We start from the raw sequence: 17,933 nt of genomic DNA on the forward strand, positions 1-17,933 counted from the left end.
TAGTCAACCTGCCGACAGGGGCCGCCGGAAGCCGGCCTCGCGGCCGGCGATAAGCCAATAGACAAGTCCAGCGAACAGGCCGGCGGCGGCGATGATGCCGATGTCGGCCCAGCGTTCAGGATCCATGTCCTCCGTTGTGCCTGGCCAGATCAGGAAGAAGCCGCCGGCAGCGGCGGCGGCGCCAAAGAACGTGTGCAGCAGGAAGTTGCGCAACGAGAAGAACTCGGCAATCAGCGCGAAGATGAGAGTCTGCAAGCCGGTCACCACGATGGTCAGGAAATAGACGAACATGCCGAGCGGCGGCACCACCAGGACCGCGATCGGGGTGACGCCCATGACGTCGAAATACTGGGGCGCGTCGGGCAGGGAACTGAGCACGCCGTAAATCGCCGCCACGGCAACCAGGCCGACCAGCACGGCGACCAGATAACCGGCAAGCATCATCAGGATGCGCTTCAATATGTGCTTCGCCGTCGCCATGCCCATTCCCCAATGCGGCGCCGATGCAGTCAGCCATCAAAGACGAGCCAACGCAAGAGGCCGAAAAGCCGTGTCATCATGGCAAGCGTCGCAGGCGGCTCAGGCGCCACCGCACAGATGCTGCGCCGCTGACTGCGCCGACAGCTGCCGGCGCACGATCAGCCGAACGACAGGTGCTTGCGAGGAGCCTTATTTCGGCTCGGCGGTCACCGGGTCATAGGTGATTTCGACCTTGGCCTTGTCCGCCGTGTAGTAGGTGACGGTGTAGGCGCCATCATCCCAGTCGACTTCCTTCACATAGCGGAAGCCGTCGCGTTGCTCGACCTTGGCGAGGATATCCGACAGCTTCTTGGCGTTGGGCGGCGGCAGTGGCATATCGTCCGCGGCAAAAGCTGGTCCGGTAGCGAGAAGGACGGCAACGCTGGTGGCCACGAGAAATCTGGACATGGGTTTCCCTCAAGGTTCAACAAAGGAAAACTCGCTGGTGGGTTGGTTTGTTCCAGAAGGGTAAAATAGGGGGCCGGCCACGTTGCGCAGACTGAAACTCGCCGAACCGTTGTCAACGCCAAAAAGACAAGACCGAAAACGTCTGGGAAAGAATGGTGGGCGATGCAGGGATTGAACCTGCGACCCCACCCGTGTGAAGGGTGTGCTCTCCCGCTGAGCTAATCGCCCGCTCGTTGCCCGAAGGCCAAGCGAGCCGCGATATAAGGGAGGCAGGCTGGGGAAGTCAAGGCGGTGTCCGGCGTTCTGATACGGATCGGATTTGCCGCCTGTCGGGAGCCTGTCGCCGGGTTGGGACCGAGCGCTTTTCCGTCAGTGTCCCGCGGCGGCGATCAGCCTTTGCGCCAGATCGAGCGTCAGCGCATCGAAATGCGAGATCACGGCCGAGGGCTCGAACTCGCGCACATGGCGGTCGGTGTAGCCGAAATCGACGGCGACGACGGGAATGCCGGCTGCCTTGGCGGTGTCGATGTCGGTTTGCGAATCGCCGACCATCAGGGCGCGGTGCGGATCGCCGCCGGCGAGCTTGATGGTTTCGGTCAGGTGGCGCGGGTCGGGCTTGCGGAACGCGAACGTGTCCTGGCCGGCGATGGCCGCGAAATGCCTGGTCAGGCCGAGCGCTTCGATCAGCGCCAGCGAGTTGGCCTCGTATTTGTTGGTGCAGATGGCCAGCAGATAGCCTGCCTTCTCGAAACGCGCGATCGCCTCGACGACACCGGGGTAGGGGCGGGATTTGCCGGGAATGTTGTCGGTGTAGTGGTCCAGGAACAGCTTCAGCAGCCGGTCGTGCTCGGCGACGTCGAGCGATCGCTGCTGGGCGGCGTGGGCCCGCTCGATCATCACGCGGCCGCCATGGCCGACGAAACGCCTGAAGCCGGCCTCGTCGACGGCCGCGAGCTCGCTTGCCGCCAGGCTGTGGTTGAGGCTGTCGAGCAGGTCCGGCGCCGTATCAATCAGCGTTCCGTCGAGATCGAACACGATGATCGGGCGACTCATGATCCATCCTGCGCAGGTTTGTGCATCGGCAGGCGATAGCGGCTGCCGCGCGTCAAGGCAAGCAGACGGGTGGACGGGCGGCCAAAGGCTTTGATCACGGTCAAAAGCTTTGACCCCGGCGGCAAAAATGCTACGAGCCCAAAACACCAAGATTTCTGGGCAATAAGCGGCATGGATGCAAGACAGTTGAAGGTCGAGGCCGCGCGGGCGGCGCTTGCCCATGTCACGGATGGCATGCGGCTCGGCATCGGCACCGGCACCACGGCGGAAGAGTTCGTGCGGCTGCTTGCCGAAAAGGTCGCGACCGGCATGACGGTAATCGGCGTGCCGACTTCGGAACGCACGGCTGCGCTGTGTCTTGAACTTGGCGTGCCTCTGTCGACGCTGGAGGAAACGCCGGAACTCGATCTCACGGTCGACGGCGCCGACGAGGTCGATCCGGAACTGACCTTGATCAAGGGCGGCGGCGGCGCGCTGCTGCGCGAGAAGATCGTCGCCGCGGCCTCGCGGCGCATGATCGTCATTGCCGACCTGTCGAAGATGGTCGAGACGCTCGGCCGGTTTCCGCTGCCGATCGAAGTCAACCAGTTCGGCCTGCGCGCCACCGAGATCGCGGTGGCGGCAGCGGCTGAAAACCTCGGCCTTTCCGGTCCGATTACATTGAGGATGACGGGAGGCCAGGCTTTTGTTACAGACGGCGGCCATTTTATCCTCGATGCATCTTTTGGCCGCATTCCGGATACAAGAGCGCTTTCGAATGCTCTCCACGCCATTCCGGGCGTGGTCGAGCATGGTCTTTTCATCGGGCTGGCGTCAGCGGCCATCATCGCCGGCGGCGACGGTATCCAAACCGTCCATGCCGCCCGAAAACCAGGGAGTTCTACCGACCATGATGTTGCATAACCGGGTTCGCAGCCTTTGCGCCGTCCTGGCGGCTTCGGCCGTCATCGCCTTCTCCTCGCCGGCGTTTTCACAGGATGTCACGGAATCGCACCTGAAGGCTGCCCGGGCGGCGGTCGCGGCGATCCATGCGACCGACCCGTTCGACAACATCCTGCCGCAGGCGGCGGCCGCGCTCGAATCGCAGCTCATCCAGAAGAACCCGGACATGCAGGAACTGATCGGCAAGACGATCAACGAGAAGGCGCTGGCCATGGCCTCGCGCCGTGCGGATCTCGAGAAGGAAGCAGCCCTTGCCTACGCGAAGGTGTTTTCCGAAAAAGATCTCAACGACATCGCGGCCTTCTATACCTCCGAGGCAGGCAAGAAGCTGCTCGACAGCGGCCCGACCGTGACGCGTGATTTGGTCAAGGCGGCCGACATTTGGCAAAACGGCGTTGCCCGCGATCTCGCGCAGCAGGTCGGCGAAACGCTGGCCGCGGCGGCCAAGGCGAAGGCGCCGGCGGCGCCCGCCGATGCTGCCGCTCCCGCGGACGGAGCAGCCCCGGCCGATGATGCGGCCCCCGCGGACAATTCGGCAAACTGATGCAGCAAACGGCCTTGCGGCCATTCATGAAGCCCGGCTCGTCCGGGCTTTTCTTTTGACGGTTTGCAGCCTACCTGTGACGGGATTTCCGAAGCTCATTTCCTGAAGTTCAAGGAGCCGCGTCATGGCCGGTTATGATTACGATCTCTTCGTCATCGGCGGCGGTTCCGGCGGGGTGAGGGCGGCGCGCGTCGCGGCGTCGCTCGGCAAGCGCGTCGGCATCGCGGAGGAGTACCGGTTCGGCGGCACCTGCGTCATCAGGGGCTGCGTGCCGAAGAAGCTCTATGTCTATGCCTCGCAATTTCCGGAGCATTTTGCCGATGCGGCCGGCTATGGCTGGACCGTGCCGGAAGCCACTTTCGACTGGCAAACGCTGGTCGCCAACAAGGATCGCGAGATCAGCCGGCTGGAGGCGATCTACAAGAAGAATGTCGAGGGCTCCGGCGGCGAGACCTTTCACTCGCGGGCGGTGATCGTCGATCCGCATGTGATCCATCTTCTGGGCGAAGACCGCACCATCACCGTCGACCAGATCCTGATCGCCACCGGCGGCCGTCCGGCGGCGCATCCGGCGCTGCCCGGCCACGAGCACTGCATCTTTTCCAATGAGGCCTTCGACCTCAAGGAGCTGCCGAAGGCGATCATGATCGAAGGCGGCGGCTATATCGCGGTCGAGTTCGCCAACATCTTCCACGGCCTCGGCGTCGACACCACGCTGGTCTATCGCGGCAAGGAAATCCTCAGCCGCTTCGACATGGATCTGCGCCGCACATTGCACGAGACCATGGAGAAGAAGGGGATCAAGATACTCTGCCATTCGGTGACCGAGTGGGTGCGCAAGCGCCCGGACGGCCGGCTCGACGCCCTTCTCACCAGCGGCAAGACGCTGACGGTCGACCAGGTGATGCTGGCCATCGGGCGTATCCCCAACACCGAGAACATGGGCCTTGAAGGCATCGGCATCGAGATGACCCCTGTCGGCGCGATCAAGGTCGACGATTATTCCCGCACCAACATCGACAACATCTGGGCGATCGGCGACGTCACCAACCGCGTGCAGCTGACGCCGGTGGCGATCCACGAAGCGATGTGCTTCGTGGAGACGGCATTCAAGGACAACCCGAGCGCACCCGACCACGACACGATCGCGACCGCCGTCTTTTCACAGCCGGAAATCGGCACGGTGGGCCTGTCGGAGGATGAAGCCGTCAAGCGTTTCGCCGATATCGAGATCTACCGCGCCAGCTTCCGGCCGATGCGTCATACGCTGTCGGGCCGCGACGAGAAAATGCTGATCAAGCTGGTGGTCGATGGCACTTCGCGAAAAGTGCTCGGCGCCCACATATTGGGGCCGGATGCCGGCGAAATGGCGCAGCTGCTCGGCATTCCGCTGAAGGCGGGACTGACCAAGGATGATTTCGACCGCACCATGGCCGTGCACCCGACCGCGGCGGAAGAGCTCGTCACCATGTACAAGCCGACATACCGTGTGAAGAACGGCGAGCGCGTCTGACACGTTTCGTCCGCCGTCTGGCGCTTGCGGTCAAGGGAGCCATCGATGTCCGGGACCACCATTTCCACACCGCTTGACGGCGGCTTTGGCGGACGTGTCGATCAGGTCGTCGACCGGGCCATCGAGGACGGGCGCATTGTCGGCGCCATGATCCTTGTCGCCCGGCGTGGCGAAATCCTCTACAGCCGCGCCGCCGGCCATGCCGATCGCGAGACGAACATACCGATGACGGCGGATGTGATCTTCCGGCTGTCGTCGGTGACCAAACCCGTGGTCGCGACGGCGGCACTTGCCCTGGTCGAAGCGAATGTCATCCGCCTGAAGGATCCCATATCGAAGTATATCCCTGAATTCCGCCCGAAGCTGGCTGATGGCAGCGAGCCCGTCATCACCATCCGGCAGCTGCTGACGCACACCGCCGGCCTGAGCTACGGTTTCCGGCAACCGGCGGACGGCCCCTATCATCGCGCCGGCGTCTCCGACGGCCTCGACCAGCCCGGCCTCTCCATGGCCGACAACCTCGACCGTATCGCCTCGGTGCCGCTGTCCTACGAGCCGGGAACCGGCTGGGGCTATTCGGTGGCGATGGATGTGCTGGGCGAGGTGATGGCGAGGGCCACCGGCGCTTCCCTGCCGGAACTGGTCGATCGCCTGGTCGTCCAGCCGCTCGGCATGCATGATGCGTCCTTTGCCGTGCGCGATCGATCGCGGCTGGTGACGCCCTATGCCGATGGGCCGGGCAAGGCCGTCGCGATGGGCTCGTATCACCGCGTGCCCTTCGCCGACGGTTTCATCGCATTCTCGCCCGCGCGCGTCTTCGACCCTGCTTCCTTCGCCTCGGGCGGCACCGGGATGAATGGGACGGCAAGCGATGTCCTCAAGCTGCTCGAAGCGCTGCGTTCGGGCGGTAGCCCGGTCATCCGTCCCGAGACGGCAGCGGCGATGGCCATGGACGCAATACCGGGTATTGAAACCACCATGCCCGGCTGGGGCTGGGGGCTCGGATTTGGCGTCCTGCGCGACCCGCTCGCAGCATCGACGCCCCAGACCGCCGGGACCTGGCGCTGGGGCGGCGTCTATGGTCATTCCTGGTTCGTGGATCCGGCATTGGACCTGACGGTGGTGGCGCTGACCAACACGGCGATAGCAGGCATGATGGGCGCCTTCCCCGACGCACTCCGCGACGCCATCTACGGCAGGCAGGTCTAAGATCATTTCGGGGAAGAGAGGGTTCCGCCGCCGGCGACTGCCAGCGGCGGAAAGCTTTGACGCTGCTACAGCAGCGTGCCGCGCAGGATCACCAGCGCCACCGAGAAATAGATCACCAGCCCGGTGACATCGACCAGCGTGGCAACAAATGGCGCCGATGCGCTGGCCGGGTCGAAGCCGATCCGTTTCAAGGCGAACGGCAGCATCGACCCCGACAGGGAACCGAAGGTGACGATGCCGACCAGCGCCGCGCCGACGGTCGTGGCGATCAGCGGCCAGTGCGGACCGTAATCGTAGAAGCCCATATATTGCCAGAGCGCGATGCGGCAGATGCCGACCATGCCGAGCATGGCGCCCAGCACGAGGCCGGTCGGCAGTTCGCGCAGCGCCACCCGCCACCAGTCACGCAGGCCGATCTCGCGCAACGCCAGCGCCCGGATGACCAGGGACGTCGCCTGCGAGCCGGAATTGCCGCCGGAGCTCATGATCAGCGGGATGAACAAGGTGAGCACGATCGCCTTCTCCAGCTCGCCCTCATAGCTTTGCATGGCGTTCGCCGTCAGCATCTCGCTGATGAACAGCGCGCAAAGCCAGCCGCCCCGCTTCTTGATCATGGCGAGGAAGCTCATCTTCATGTAGGGCTCGTCGAGCGCTTCCATGCCACCGAAACGGTGCACGTCCTCGGTCGTCTCCTCGATCATCGTGTCGATGATGTCGTCGATGGTGACGATGCCGAGGATCTTGCCTTGGTCGACGACGGGAACGGCGAGCAGATCGTATTTGGAGATCGTCTGCGCCAGGGTTTCACGATCGGTCAGCGGGGTGACCGTCACCGGGATGCGATCCGGCGCCACGGACATGATCGAATCGCCGGGTTCGCCGGTGATCAGCCGGCGCAGGCCAGTCGAGCGCACCAGGAGATGCGTTTGCGGATCGACGATGTAGATCGCGTAGACGGTTTCGCGTGTCCGCTCGACCTTGCGGATGTAGTCGAGCGTGCGCCCAACGGTCCAGTCCGAGGGGACGCTGACGAACTCCGTCGTCATGATCGAGGCGGCGCTGCCTTCGGGATAACCCAGGATGGAAAGCAGGGTCGCGCGCAGCGGCGGCGCCAGCGTACCGAGGAGTGCCGAGCGTGCCGGTTCATCGAGCTCGCGCAGGATGTCGGCCGCGCGGTCGACGGACATGGCGGTGAGCAGCTTGCTTGCCTTGGGGCGGGGCAAGGCTTCCGCGAGTGCGGACGCGCCATCGAGCTCCGGCTGATCGAAAATCTCGACCAACCGCTCGAACGGCACCTCCCAAAGCAACTCGGTCGCTGTTTCGCGCGGTTCGTGATTGAGTGCCTCGACCACGTCGGCGACATGGTCGTTTGCAAGGATGCGGGCGATGGCGACGGCCTCATCGTCCGCTACGGGAAAAAAATCGTTCATGGTTCACTCCTTGCCGTCCGGCAGGACATGAACCGTTCAGGTCACGTCTAGGCGGACGGCGGTTGCGTTCGACTAATACTGTCGCCAGGCATGGCGCGGTGACCTTTCCGCTTGCGGGTTTGCGTTTCGACTATCTGCAAGCCGGCGCAACATAGAAGCGCGCTTTGCCGAGTCAATCATCGTGAGGGAGGAAAACGGCGCCTGACGGCTCCGATCGCGAGACTGTGATCACCGACCGCCGCCAGGCGCGGCAAGTCTCGGTGAAAGCGTCGTTATTTCTGCTTCAGCCGGCGCGGGAACCGCAGCCATTTGTCTTCGACCGGCCGCGGCTGCGCGAGGATCGTGGTGAGTTCGACAGGCAGGCTCGGAGCCAGGGGCTTCTTTGAGGCGACGCCATCGGCGATCAGCACCATCGAGTGGTAGAACTCGGTGCCGGCAACGGATCTCGGCGCCACGGCTTCGTGCATGACGCTGATCACCGTGACATCGGGGCAGTTGTCCTTGATGGCCTGATGGAACGCAATCTTGCCGTCGGGATCGAGCGCGCCGGTCGCTTCGTCGAGGAACAGCAGCCCCGGCTGCTGCAGGATGATGCGCGCCACCACCAGCTTCTGTTTCTGGCCGCCCGAGAGAACCTGATCCCAGCTTTTGCCCTCACGGTGCTCGTTGGCCATGTGCTCGATGAAGTCGCCAAGGCCGGCCTTGTGCAGCGCCGCGGCTACCTGTGCGTCGCCATGGTGGTATTCGGAGCCCGGCAGGCAGACCAGCTGTTTCAGCGACACCTGCTGAAGCTTGACCTCCTGGGCGGCATAAAAACTCTTCACCCCTTCGGGGAAGACGATCGTTCCGCGGCCATAGGGCCACAGGCCATTGATCGCCTTGATCAGCGAGGTCTTGCCGCAACCGGACTCGCCCTTCAGGAACGTCCACTCGCCGCGCCGGAAGCGCAGGTTGGCGGCACTCAGGAACGGCGTTGCATCCTCGCCCTGATGCGCCAGTTCGAGTTTCTGGATGGTCAGGCCGAAGACCGGATTCTGGCTGGCATAGTGGAAGTCGGAGCGGCCGGTCTGGCTGTAGAATTCCTGCGGATGCTGAACCGTCTCGATCGCATTCGCGAGTTCGGTGACACGCTGGCTGTTGGCGCGTAGCGTGGCGATCGCCGGCATGACATGGATGAACCACGAACACTGGCCGATCAACGAATTGACCAGTTCGGAGCCGGTGATATAGCCCTTGAGGTCAAGGCCGTTATGGATGAACGGCACGAGGCCGGGGCCGTAGGCGACAATGCGGGCGCCGATGAAATTGTAGATCAGCTCGAACGACATATAGACGGTGTTGACGATGTTCAGCCGCGACCAGGTTCCGTCGATGTCGACATAGAGCCGGCGGTGCATGCTCTTCTGCACGCCTTCGCCATGGGATGCCGCGACATGGAAGCTGCGGCGCAGGAACGTCGTAAGCTCGCCGCGGTAGCTGCCTTCGGCCTGCTGCATGCGAACGTTGAGGCGCTCGAGCAGGCTGCCGAGCCTGACCGCGATCCATGTGTTCAACGGCACGTAGGTGGCGACCGCCAGGAAGGCCAGGACGGCACTGCCATAGCTGCCGAGGAACTCAAGCCCTTTCACCTCGACGGAGTTTTCAAGCAGCTTCTGGCCGACGAAATAGAGCGAGGTGGCGACGCCCAGCACACCCATGGCCAGCCCAATGGCGCCGCCGGTCATGTCCTTGATCGATTCCTGGATGCGCTGGTCGATGTTGTCGGGAGCGGGCGTGCTGCCGCCGGTCGACGCATGCTGGGCATGGAAATGCGTGTGGTTGCCGTCGAGCAGCGCCTCGTTGAAACGGCTGTCCAGCCAACCGCGCCATTTGCGGTGCAAGGTTACCGAGACAAGGTTGCGGACGCCCGTGAAGCCGGCGTCCTTGAGCACGACCAGCAATACGAGGATGCCGGCGTTGACCAGCAGTGTGCGCAGCGGCGTGGTGTTGGCGGCGTCGTGGAAGAAGGCGATCGAATTGACCAGTTCACCGGACGCTTCGGCAAACCAGACGCCTGCCTTGCTGGATGCCGCGGTGAGCAGTGCGATCACCACCGTCAGCGTCCAGGCTTCCTTCCAGCGATCCGAGATCCAGTAAGCTCGCATGAGCCCCCAGAAACTGCGCATCGAGGATACCGGCGTCAAAAGCGACTGCCCTGCGGCGCCGCGGTGTAGTCCATCCGGTACTGACTCCTGCGATCGTCTGCCGATCCGAATCACGATCCCGCCCAAACCTTTTTTCTTTTGTTACGGATGGTAACACCAATTGATCATTTTCTATTAATTTTTGTAGGGGGTCAGCCGGATTGTGGTGGCGAGCGTGTCGACAAGGCAACAGGACGGGCTTTCCCAGCGTCGCGCGGAAGCCGACCAAAGGGAAATTTAACATAATAGTTTCAAATGATTACCCGATGGCGAGGCGAGACGTCTCCACCTTCCCTTGGGGAAAGCATTTACACGATATCGTTACTTCTTTTGGCTTACCCGGCAGGCCGATTTTTAGCGGCGGACCAATCCGAATTTGCGAAAACACGCCGTGCTGGATGCCTGATTCCTTGCCGCCGGTTATCTTTGCCGGCAGCCGGAAATGGCCCGTGATCGGCTCAGCCGACCATATCCAACTCGCCACGCGCCTTGGCGGCCGCCACCTGACGGATCGCGTCGGCCAGGGTGTCGGCATCCTGCGCGCCCATCACGGCATATTTGCCTTCGAGCAGGAAGCACGGCACGCCTGATATGCCCATGCGCGCGGCGGTAGCGATCTCGGTGCGCACCGCCTCGACATCGGCGTCGGTCGGCAGCAGTGTCTCCGCGACAGACGCATCCATGCCGGCCTCGCGGGCGGCCTCGATCAGGACGGCATGGTCACCAATGTTGACGCCTTCCTCGAAATTCAACTGGAACAGGCGGCGCACGAGACTGTTCTGTACGGCCTCACCGGCGGCACCGGCCCAGCGGATCAGGCGATGCGCGTCCAGCGTGTTGGGCGCCACCTTGATGGCGTCGAAGGCAAAGGAAATGCCCTCGGCCTCGCCAAGTGGCTCGATGCGGGCGTGAATTTCACGAATGCGCTCATCGCTGCCGAACTTGGCCAGCATGTATTCACGGCGATCCTTGCCCTGGGGCGGAATGGTCGGATCGAGCTGGAATGGCCGCCAGCGTATGTGCACTTCGACATCGCCGGCCGCGGCGACCGCCTTGTCCAGCCGCTTCTGGCCAATGAAGCACCACGGGCAGACGACGTCCGACACCACATCGACGGTAATGGCGTTCGCTTCGCTCATCTCGATCTCCGGATTTTCAGTTCGGCTTGCGCCACCAGCTTGGCAGTTGATAACCGAATATGGGCGTCTTCTTCGGATGTTCCAGATAATTCCAGTAAGCAAGCCATTGCTGCGTGTTGTACTGCATCGGCACCATATAGTTGCCCGAGATCAGCAGCCGATCGAGCACGCGGACCGCGGCGACATAGTCCTCCTTCGAGCGAGCCCGCAGCATTGCCTCGATCGCGGCATCGATCGCCGGGTCGGCGACGCCGGCGAGATTGAACGATCCTTCGGTCTTGGCGGCGTTGGACGACCAACGCCCTATCTGCTCGATGCCTGGGGAGAGCGAATTGTTGAAGCCGCTCGAGCCGACCAGCACCTCGAAATCGAAACGCTGCTTGCGCGACTGGATCTGGTCGCCGTCGAGGCTGCGAATGGTGACGTTGATGCCGATCTTCTCCAATGTGCGCTGGTAGATACCGGCCAGGCGCTCCTCGTCTTGCGAAGAGGTCATGATCTCGAAACCGAATGGCTTGCCGTCGGGATCGAGCATCGTGCCGCCCTGCAGGTGGTAGCCGATGCTTTTCAGGAGATCGAAAGCCGTCTTCAACACCTTGCGGTCCTGGCCCGAACCATCGGTCACCGGCGGTCTCCAAGTGCCGTCCATCACGTCGGACGGCACACGGCCGGGGTAGGGCGCCAGCAGCGCCTTTTCCCTGTCGTCGGCCGGATGGCCGAGCGCGGACAGCTCGGAGTTCTGCCAATAGCTCATTGTGCGCGCGTATTTGCCGCCGAAAAGGTTCTTGTTGGCCCATTCGAAATCGTAAAGCATGCCGAGCGCGCGCCGAACCACCGGATTGGAGAACTTTGGCAGCCTGGTGTTGAACAGGAACCCGGTCACCACAGGTGGAATGCCGGTGTCGAAGGTTTCAGAGACCACCTCGCCCTTGTGAAAGGCGGGGAAGTCGAGATCGCGCTCGCGCTTGACCGGATCGCCGTCATCGTCGATGGCGCAAAGGCCCTTCTTGAACGCTTCGAGCTTGGCGTTGGCGTTGAGGAAATATTCGATGGTGATCTGGTCGTAATTGTCAAAGCCGCGCTTGGCGGGAACGTCCTTGCCCCAGTAGTCGGGATTGCGCTTGAAGACGACGCGCTGGCCGGGCTGCACCTGCGCGATCGTGTAGGGACCGCTGCCGATCAACGGCTTCAGCGTCGTCCTGTCGAACGTGTCCATGGCGAAGGCGTGCCTGGGGATGATCGGCGTCAGCGCGATGATCAGTGGAAACTCGCGATCAGCCTTGTGGTTGAAGGTGAAGCGTACGCTGTGGTCGCCGGTCTTTTCCAGCTTGGCGATCCTGGCCATGCGGTCGCTGTAGGGCGGACGGCCTTTCTGCGTGTAGGCATCATAGGTGAACAGCACGTCTTCGGGTGTCACCGGCTGCCCGTCGGACCATTTGCCCTTCGGGTTGAGATGGAATTCAATGCTCTTGCGCTCCGGGTCCATGTCGGCGCTGTCCGCCAGCAGCCCATAGAGGGTAAAAGCCTCGTCCGCACTGCGCTGCATCAGCGGCTCGAAGACCAAATTGCCGAAGATCGTGTCCATCATGCCGCGCGCCGTCGTGCGCAGGCTCTTCAGGATGAAAGGGTTGAGGTTGTCGAAGCTGCCGACGACGCAATAGGTGATGTTGCCACCCTTCGGCGCGTCGGGATTGACGTAGCTGAAATGGGTGTAGTCCGGCGGCAGGGCCGGTTCGCCCTGCATCGCAATGGCGTATTTTGGCGCCGAAAGCGCTGGCTGCGGCAGGGTGAGAAACGATATAGCGGTGATCAGCCAAACAAGAACGCGGCCCATGACCGTCTCCTTAACAGGTCGGCTTGATGATTCGATGCGCACACTAGCATGAGGCGGCTGCGTGCCGGCCAATGGTGTCTTCAAGAATTACAAGTGGGCGGGCTGGATTCGACACCGCTTGCAGTGTAACACGCCGTCCGAAGTCATTCTGTTGCCTCATTTCGGCAACAGGTAGCTGGACCACGCGGCGCGAAGAAGCCGGTCCCGGGATTATTTGAGAGGAAGTGCACGACATGACGAGCCTGAACAGCAATGCGTACCGCCTTTCGGTCATGGCCGCGGGCGTGGTCGGCTTTCTGGGTGCAGGGCTTCCCACTGCTTCCGCACAGCAGCAGCCGCAGATTCCACAGGGCTGGTTCAAGGCCTGCACCAAGCAGGAAGACGTCGACATCTGCAACGTCCAGAATATCGTCACCGCGGGCAACGGCCAGCTCGTCACTGGTGTCAGCCTGATCGAGCTCAAGGGCAAGGTGAACCGCAAGGTGTTCCAGGTGACGGTCCCGACCGGCCGCCTCGTGCCTCCCGGCATCGGCCTGCAGATCGACACAGGCAAGGCGCAGAAGCTCGACTATGTCATCTGCTTCCCGGACCGTTGCGTGGCCGAAGTGCCGCTGACCGACCAGCTTGTCGCCTCGTTCAAGAAGGGCCAGGGGATCACGCTGACCTCGATCAATTTCCAGAACCAGGCCAACCCGATCAAGATCGCCCTGCAAGGCTTCAGCGGCGCCTATGACGGCCCGCCGCTGCAGCAGTCGGACATCGAGGACCGTCAGAAGAAGCTGCAGGACTTCGTCGCCAAGAACAACCAGGACTTCGCCAAGAAGCTCAAGGACGAACAGGACAAGGCGAAAACCGCCAACTGATCACCGGCATCGGGCCAATACCGAAGCCAAAGAAAAAGCGGGGTCATGCCCCGCTTTTTTCGTTCCTGGCCGCATCCGGAATGCCGGAAAATCAGTGCCTGGACTGCCGTTTCGGCTCGTAGCGCCCATCCGGCCTCTTGTCGAACATCTCCTTGATCTGCGGATGACGAACCGGCTCGCCCGACTGATCCGCCAGCAAATTCTGCTCGGATACGTAAGCGATGTATTCGGTTTCAGAATTCTCGGCGAGTAGATGGTAGAATGGCTGATCCTTGCGTGGCCGCACGTCCGCGGGGATGGCCTCGTACCATTCGTCGGTGTTGGCGAATTGTGGATCGACGTCGAAAATGATGCCACGAAACGGAAACAACCGGTGGCGAACCACCTGTCCGATCGCGAATTTGGCCGTTTTCATCGTACTCACCACTGAATTCCTTGGCTTTATTTGGCGCAGACTCCGAGTCAATTCAATCCCGAAGCGTTTTTAGCGTCTTCAAGCTACGCAGGGCGCGGAGCAAAGTTTTTGATTGAAGTCGCGATATCGCGGCAAAATCCGCAAGATCGCTAGTTTCGCCGCACCGGCTTTCGCAGGCCACCCGCAAGTGCTGCAAAGCCGCTGCCGGGACGAAGTCCCTCGCGCATGAAAAAGGCACGCAGCGGTGCAACGCCCCCGAGGACGCCGAGACCGGCACCGCGCGCCATCTGCGCCGGCAGCATGTCGGAAAGCAGCGACATGTTCAGCAGATTGACAGCGCTGCTGCGCGCCAGAATGTCGGGCCGGCGTTTGAAATCGTAAGCGGCCAGCGCCTTGGCCGTGCCAGGGTCGTCACGATTTTCACTCGCGATTCCAACAAGATCGTCAATATCCCTGATGCCTAGGTTGAGACCTTGCGCGCCGATCGGCGGGAACACATGGGCGGCCTCGCCGACAAGCGCCACCCGATGCCGGGCAAAGCGCAGGGGGGTCACGGTCGAAAGCGGATAAATCTGGCGGCCCGGCTCCACGGTCACCCGGCCCAGCATCGACTGCATCTGCTGCTCGACCCGCAACGAGAGCGCTGCGTCGTCCAATGCAGCCAGTTCCCTGGCGGTCTCGGGCTTGACCACCCAGACAAGGCTCGAGCGATCGCCGGGCAGCGGAACCTGCGTGAACGGACCGGTCTCGGTATGGAACTCCGTCGAGGTGGAAGCGTGTTCGCGGCTATGATGGAAGTTCAGGACGAGCGCGGCTTGAGGATAAGAGCGCGACGCGGTCGAAATGCCCGCTGCCTCGCGGGCGGGCGACAGGCGTCCATCGGCGGCGACCGCCAGCGATGCGCCGACCTCGCTGCCGTCGGCGAGAGCGGCATGGGCCATGTCTGCGTCGAGATGCCAGGTCTTGACCATCGACACCAGCCGTTCGATCCCCGGATGCGCGGCAACCTTGCTGGCCAGTGCGGGGCCGAAGACAGCGTTGGGCAGATTGAGCCCGAACTGGTCCTCATCGATCTCGCTGGCGCGGAAGGTGACGACGGGACTGCGGATCAGCCGGCTGGTCGCATCGACGATGCGCATCGCTTTCAAGGGTGCGGCGTTGGGCTTGATGTCTTCGAGCACGCCGAGCCGTTCAAGCACCTTCAAAGCAGGGTTCATCAGGGCCGTGGTGCGCCCATCGGGGACCGAAGCCTCCGGCCCGACGAGCGTTACCCGGAAACCGGCATCGGCGAAGGCAAGTGCCGCGATCAGTCCCGCCGGCCCTGTGCCGGCGACCAGTATCCGTGCTGTTTGCTTACGCTCCAAGATCGGTTTCCGGCTTGCTGTGCGAGGCGGGCCACCCGGCCTGCCAGTTGCTGAGCATATAGGTCAGATCATGCAGCTTGATCAACGCGGCGATTCGGCCCATTCGGTTGTCATGACCGGCCACCAGGACGACTTCAGCCATCTCGACCGCGCCGGCCGCGCCATGGCCGACATTGCACGCAACCCGCGCTTGACGGTCAACGTCGTTGTGGGCGCCGGCATCGCGCTTGCCTGGCTGTTCCTGGCCGCGATGGCGATCCGCGGCGCCGAGACCGGCGGCAGCGCGCCCGGCGACGCTCTGCTGCGCCACCTGCCGCAACTGCCGCTGCCCGATGTCCTGGAACGGTTCTTCGCGCTCTGCCTGTCGCCGGCGCCGCTGGAGGGAAGCATCGGCCCGCGCGCCTTGGCGCTCATCCTGATGTGGTTCCTGATGGCGATCGCGGCGATGCTGCCTTCCGCGGCGCCGATGATCCGCACCTATTGCGAGATCGCCGATACGGCACGGATCAAGGGGGAGCCCGTCGTCCACCCGCTGGTGCTGGTCGCAGGGTATCTCAGCGTCTGGTTCCTCGCCTCCGCGATGTTCGCGCTGCTGACGGTTGCGGTGCATGCATCCGCCGCGTCCGGCCGGATGTACGATCCGGTGCTGGGCATCGCCGGCGCCTTTGCATTGCTGGTTGCCGGCCTCTACCAGTTCAGCGGCCTCAAGCAGGCCTGCCTGAAGAAATGCCGGAACCCGTTCTCGATCCTGTTTTCGAACTGGAGTGCGAGAGCCGTCCGCGTCTTCCGGCTCGGAGTTGCGCAAGGCATATGGTGCCTCGGCTGCTGCTGGGCGCTGATGCTGGTGATGTTCGCCGTTGGCGTCATGAACGTCTTCTGGATGGCGTTGATCGGTCTGTTCACCCTCATCGAAAAACAAACGGCGAGCCGTCTTCCAACCCGGCTGGCCGGTGCGATACTGCTTGTCTGGGCAGCCGCGCTGCTAGTAGTCTCGCTTGGAGTGGGGGAAATTCAATGACAGATCCGGGCTGGGCAATGAAAGGAGAGCTCGTACTCTCCTGCAATTGCACGGTTTTTTGCCCTTGCGTGTTGTCGCTTGGCAGTCATCCGCCAACCGAGGGCTATTGCCAGACCTGGGCGGGTTTCCGTATCGATGCCGGTCATTTCGGAGAGGTCGACCTCTCCGGCCTCAACCTGGGGCTGGTCATGGAAATCCCCGGCTACATGAGCCGCGGCAACTGGACCGCGGGCCTGTTCATCGACCAACGCGCCTCGATCTACGCTGTCAAGGCGCTGACCAAGATCTTCACCGGCAAGGCGGGCGGGACCACGTCGCTGCTGTCGATCCTCGTCGGAAAATTCCTGGGCGTCGAACAGGTCCCGATCACCTATGAGACGCGGGACAAGACGCGCATCTTCCAGATACCGAAGGTCATCGACGGGGCGGTGACGCCGATAGCGGGCAAGGATCGCGAGAAGGATACGGTGATCAGCAATTCGGAATACTGGATCGCGCCGGAGATCATCGTGGCCAAATCCGACAAGAGCAAGATGCGGGCCTTTGGCCGCAACTGGAATTTTGCCGGCCGCTCGGCCGAAATCTGCAAGCTGGATTGGCGGGGCCCGTGAGCAAGAACACAACGCCCAGGAACTTGGCGCCCAGGAACTTGGCGGCCAGGAATACGGCTGCCAGAAAAGCCGCCAAGAAGATCGCGGACCGGATTCCGCGGCCGAGGAAGAAAGTCACCTGGCCGCAGGCAAGGGCGTTCTCGGTGCATCTGCTGACCGCCTCGGGCTCGTTCCTGGCCTTCCTGTCGCTTGTGGCGGCGAGCGAAGAGCGTTGGACTGCTATGTTCTGGTGGCTCGGGCTGGCATTGTTCGTCGACGGCATCGACGGGCCGATCGCGCGGAAACTCGAGGTCAAGGAAATCCTGCCGACCTGGTCGGGCGAAATGCTCGACAACATCATCGACTACGTGACGTATGTGCTGATCCCGGCCTTCGCGCTTTACCAGCGCGGCTTCATGGGCGAGGGCCTGTCGTTCCTGTCGGCGGCGATCATCGTCGTCTCCAGCGCGATCTACTATGCCGACACCGGCATGAAGACGAAGGAGAATTTCTTCAAGGGGTTCCCCGTCGTCTGGAACATGGTGGTGTTCACGCTGTTCGTCATCGAGCCGGGACAATGGGTTTCGTTCGCGGTGGTGGTGGTGGCCGGCATCCTGACCTTCGTCCCGATCAATTTCATTCACCCGGTGCGGGTGGTGCGGCTGCGGCGCATCAATCTGACAATGACGCTATTGTGGTGCGCTTTCGGCGCGCTTGCGCTTGCGCAGGCGGCTCTCGCGGCCTTCTATGACCAGATCGGCGTGCTTGGCGAACAGGTCGGCACGTTCACCAAGATCGGCATTTCCGTTACCGGGCTTTACCTCGGCTGTATCGGTGGCATCATGCAGTTCTTTCCAAATCTTGGTGCCAAGAAGGCCTGACCAGCCCACGTCTTGAGGAAGCCCATCC

At 62.7% G+C, this 17,933-nt stretch carries 17 protein-coding genes and 1 tRNA gene; 8 read left to right on the plus strand and 10 right to left on the minus strand.

Going from position 1 to position 17,933, the window contains the following annotated elements; translation table 11 throughout:
• Nucleotides 1-3: 3 nt before the first annotated feature.
• From AC0NIH_RS21715 to AC0NIH_RS21730, 4 genes are all read right to left on the minus strand, one after another.
• Nucleotides 4-486 carry a hypothetical protein gene (locus tag AC0NIH_RS21715; protein ID WP_473464649.1) on the minus strand — a complete coding sequence of 161 codons (483 nt, stop codon included), beginning with the start codon at nt 484-486 and terminating at the stop codon, nt 4-6.
• Nucleotides 487-669: 183 nt separating this feature from the next.
• Nucleotides 670-927: a PepSY domain-containing protein gene (locus AC0NIH_RS21720; protein ID WP_224685662.1), complete on the minus strand. Its 258-nt coding sequence runs from the start codon at nt 925-927 to the stop codon at nt 670-672.
• Between the two features lie 153 nt (nt 928-1,080).
• A tRNA-Val gene (locus AC0NIH_RS21725) sits at nt 1,081-1,155 on the minus strand.
• A gap of 141 nt (nt 1,156-1,296) precedes the next feature.
• Nucleotides 1,297-1,980: a phosphoglycolate phosphatase gene (locus AC0NIH_RS21730; protein ID WP_473464647.1), complete on the minus strand. Its 684-nt coding sequence runs from the start codon at nt 1,978-1,980 to the stop codon at nt 1,297-1,299.
• A 171-nt stretch (nt 1,981-2,151) separates the two neighbouring features.
• On the opposite strand from AC0NIH_RS21730, the gene rpiA reads away from it, so the two are divergent.
• The 4 genes from rpiA to AC0NIH_RS21750 all read left to right on the plus strand — a co-directional run bounded on the left by rpiA (nt 2,152) and on the right by AC0NIH_RS21750 (nt 6,188).
• Nucleotides 2,152-2,883: a ribose-5-phosphate isomerase RpiA gene (gene rpiA / locus AC0NIH_RS21735; protein WP_473464645.1), complete on the plus strand. Its 732-nt coding sequence runs from the start codon at nt 2,152-2,154 to the stop codon at nt 2,881-2,883.
• A complete protein-coding gene (locus AC0NIH_RS21740; RefSeq protein ID WP_473464643.1) occupies nt 2,870-3,466 on the plus strand; it encodes a DUF2059 domain-containing protein in 597 nt (198 codons plus the stop codon). Before rpiA ends, AC0NIH_RS21740 begins: the two co-directional genes overlap by 14 nt.
• Before the next feature lie 124 nt (nt 3,467-3,590).
• Nucleotides 3,591-4,979, plus strand: coding sequence for a glutathione-disulfide reductase (gene gor, locus AC0NIH_RS21745; protein ID WP_473464640.1), 1,389 nt, complete (start codon nt 3,591-3,593; stop codon nt 4,977-4,979).
• Nucleotides 4,980-5,024: 45 nt separating this feature from the next.
• Entirely contained in the window at nt 5,025-6,188 is a 1,164-nt protein-coding gene (locus tag AC0NIH_RS21750; protein ID WP_473464638.1) for a serine hydrolase domain-containing protein, read from the plus strand.
• Between the two features lie 65 nt (nt 6,189-6,253).
• On the opposite strand, the gene mgtE is transcribed toward AC0NIH_RS21750, so the two are convergent.
• The 4 genes from mgtE to AC0NIH_RS21770 all read right to left on the minus strand — a co-directional run bounded on the left by mgtE (nt 6,254) and on the right by AC0NIH_RS21770 (nt 12,774).
• The gene (mgtE, locus tag AC0NIH_RS21755) at nt 6,254-7,618 is read right to left on the minus strand and encodes a magnesium transporter (RefSeq protein WP_473464635.1); all 1,365 of its coding nucleotides are present in this window, start codon (nt 7,616-7,618) and stop codon (nt 6,254-6,256) included.
• A gap of 272 nt (nt 7,619-7,890) precedes the next feature.
• Nucleotides 7,891-9,783 carry an ABC transporter ATP-binding protein/permease gene (locus AC0NIH_RS21760; protein ID WP_023777308.1) on the minus strand — a complete coding sequence of 631 codons (1,893 nt, stop codon included), beginning with the start codon at nt 9,781-9,783 and terminating at the stop codon, nt 7,891-7,893.
• 476 nt (nt 9,784-10,259) lie between these two features.
• Nucleotides 10,260-10,940 carry a DsbA family oxidoreductase gene (locus AC0NIH_RS21765; RefSeq protein ID WP_473464632.1) on the minus strand — a complete coding sequence of 227 codons (681 nt, stop codon included), beginning with the start codon at nt 10,938-10,940 and terminating at the stop codon, nt 10,260-10,262.
• A gap of 16 nt (nt 10,941-10,956) precedes the next feature.
• The gene (locus AC0NIH_RS21770; protein ID WP_473464629.1) at nt 10,957-12,774 is read right to left on the minus strand and encodes an extracellular solute-binding protein; all 1,818 of its coding nucleotides are present in this window, start codon (nt 12,772-12,774) and stop codon (nt 10,957-10,959) included.
• A 233-nt stretch (nt 12,775-13,007) separates the two neighbouring features.
• Here AC0NIH_RS21770 and AC0NIH_RS21775 point away from each other — a divergent pair, with 233 nt between their 5' ends.
• Nucleotides 13,008-13,637: an invasion associated locus B family protein gene (locus AC0NIH_RS21775; protein ID WP_473464627.1), complete on the plus strand. Its 630-nt coding sequence runs from the start codon at nt 13,008-13,010 to the stop codon at nt 13,635-13,637.
• A gap of 91 nt (nt 13,638-13,728) precedes the next feature.
• Here AC0NIH_RS21775 and hspQ read toward each other — a convergent pair whose 3' ends face one another.
• Both hspQ and AC0NIH_RS21785 read right to left on the minus strand, forming a co-directional pair.
• Nucleotides 13,729-14,052: a heat shock protein HspQ gene (gene hspQ, locus AC0NIH_RS21780; RefSeq protein WP_023767703.1), complete on the minus strand. Its 324-nt coding sequence runs from the start codon at nt 14,050-14,052 to the stop codon at nt 13,729-13,731.
• A 149-nt stretch (nt 14,053-14,201) separates the two neighbouring features.
• Nucleotides 14,202-15,416 (minus strand): UbiH/UbiF family hydroxylase, encoded by a 1,215-nt coding sequence (locus AC0NIH_RS21785; RefSeq protein WP_473464624.1) that lies wholly within the window; start codon nt 15,414-15,416, stop codon nt 14,202-14,204.
• Nucleotides 15,417-15,486: 70 nt separating this feature from the next.
• Here AC0NIH_RS21785 and AC0NIH_RS21790 point away from each other — a divergent pair, with 70 nt between their 5' ends.
• Genes AC0NIH_RS21790 through pcsA form a run of 3 tightly spaced genes read left to right on the plus strand, consistent with a single transcriptional unit; the run spans nt 15,487 to nt 17,905 of the window.
• Nucleotides 15,487-16,434: a DUF2182 domain-containing protein gene (locus AC0NIH_RS21790; protein ID WP_473464620.1), complete on the plus strand. Its 948-nt coding sequence runs from the start codon at nt 15,487-15,489 to the stop codon at nt 16,432-16,434.
• Nucleotides 16,431-17,045 carry a DUF1326 domain-containing protein gene (locus tag AC0NIH_RS21795; RefSeq protein WP_473464617.1) on the plus strand — a complete coding sequence of 205 codons (615 nt, stop codon included), beginning with the start codon at nt 16,431-16,433 and terminating at the stop codon, nt 17,043-17,045. The genes AC0NIH_RS21790 and AC0NIH_RS21795 overlap by 4 nt, the downstream gene beginning before the upstream one ends.
• Nucleotides 17,042-17,905, plus strand: a complete 864-nt coding sequence (gene pcsA, locus AC0NIH_RS21800; protein ID WP_473464615.1) for a phosphatidylcholine synthase — start codon at nt 17,042-17,044, stop codon at nt 17,903-17,905. The genes AC0NIH_RS21795 and pcsA overlap by 4 nt, the downstream gene beginning before the upstream one ends.
• Nucleotides 17,906-17,933: the final 28 nt, after the last annotated feature.

The organism is Mesorhizobium sp. WSM1386 (assembly GCF_055901595.1).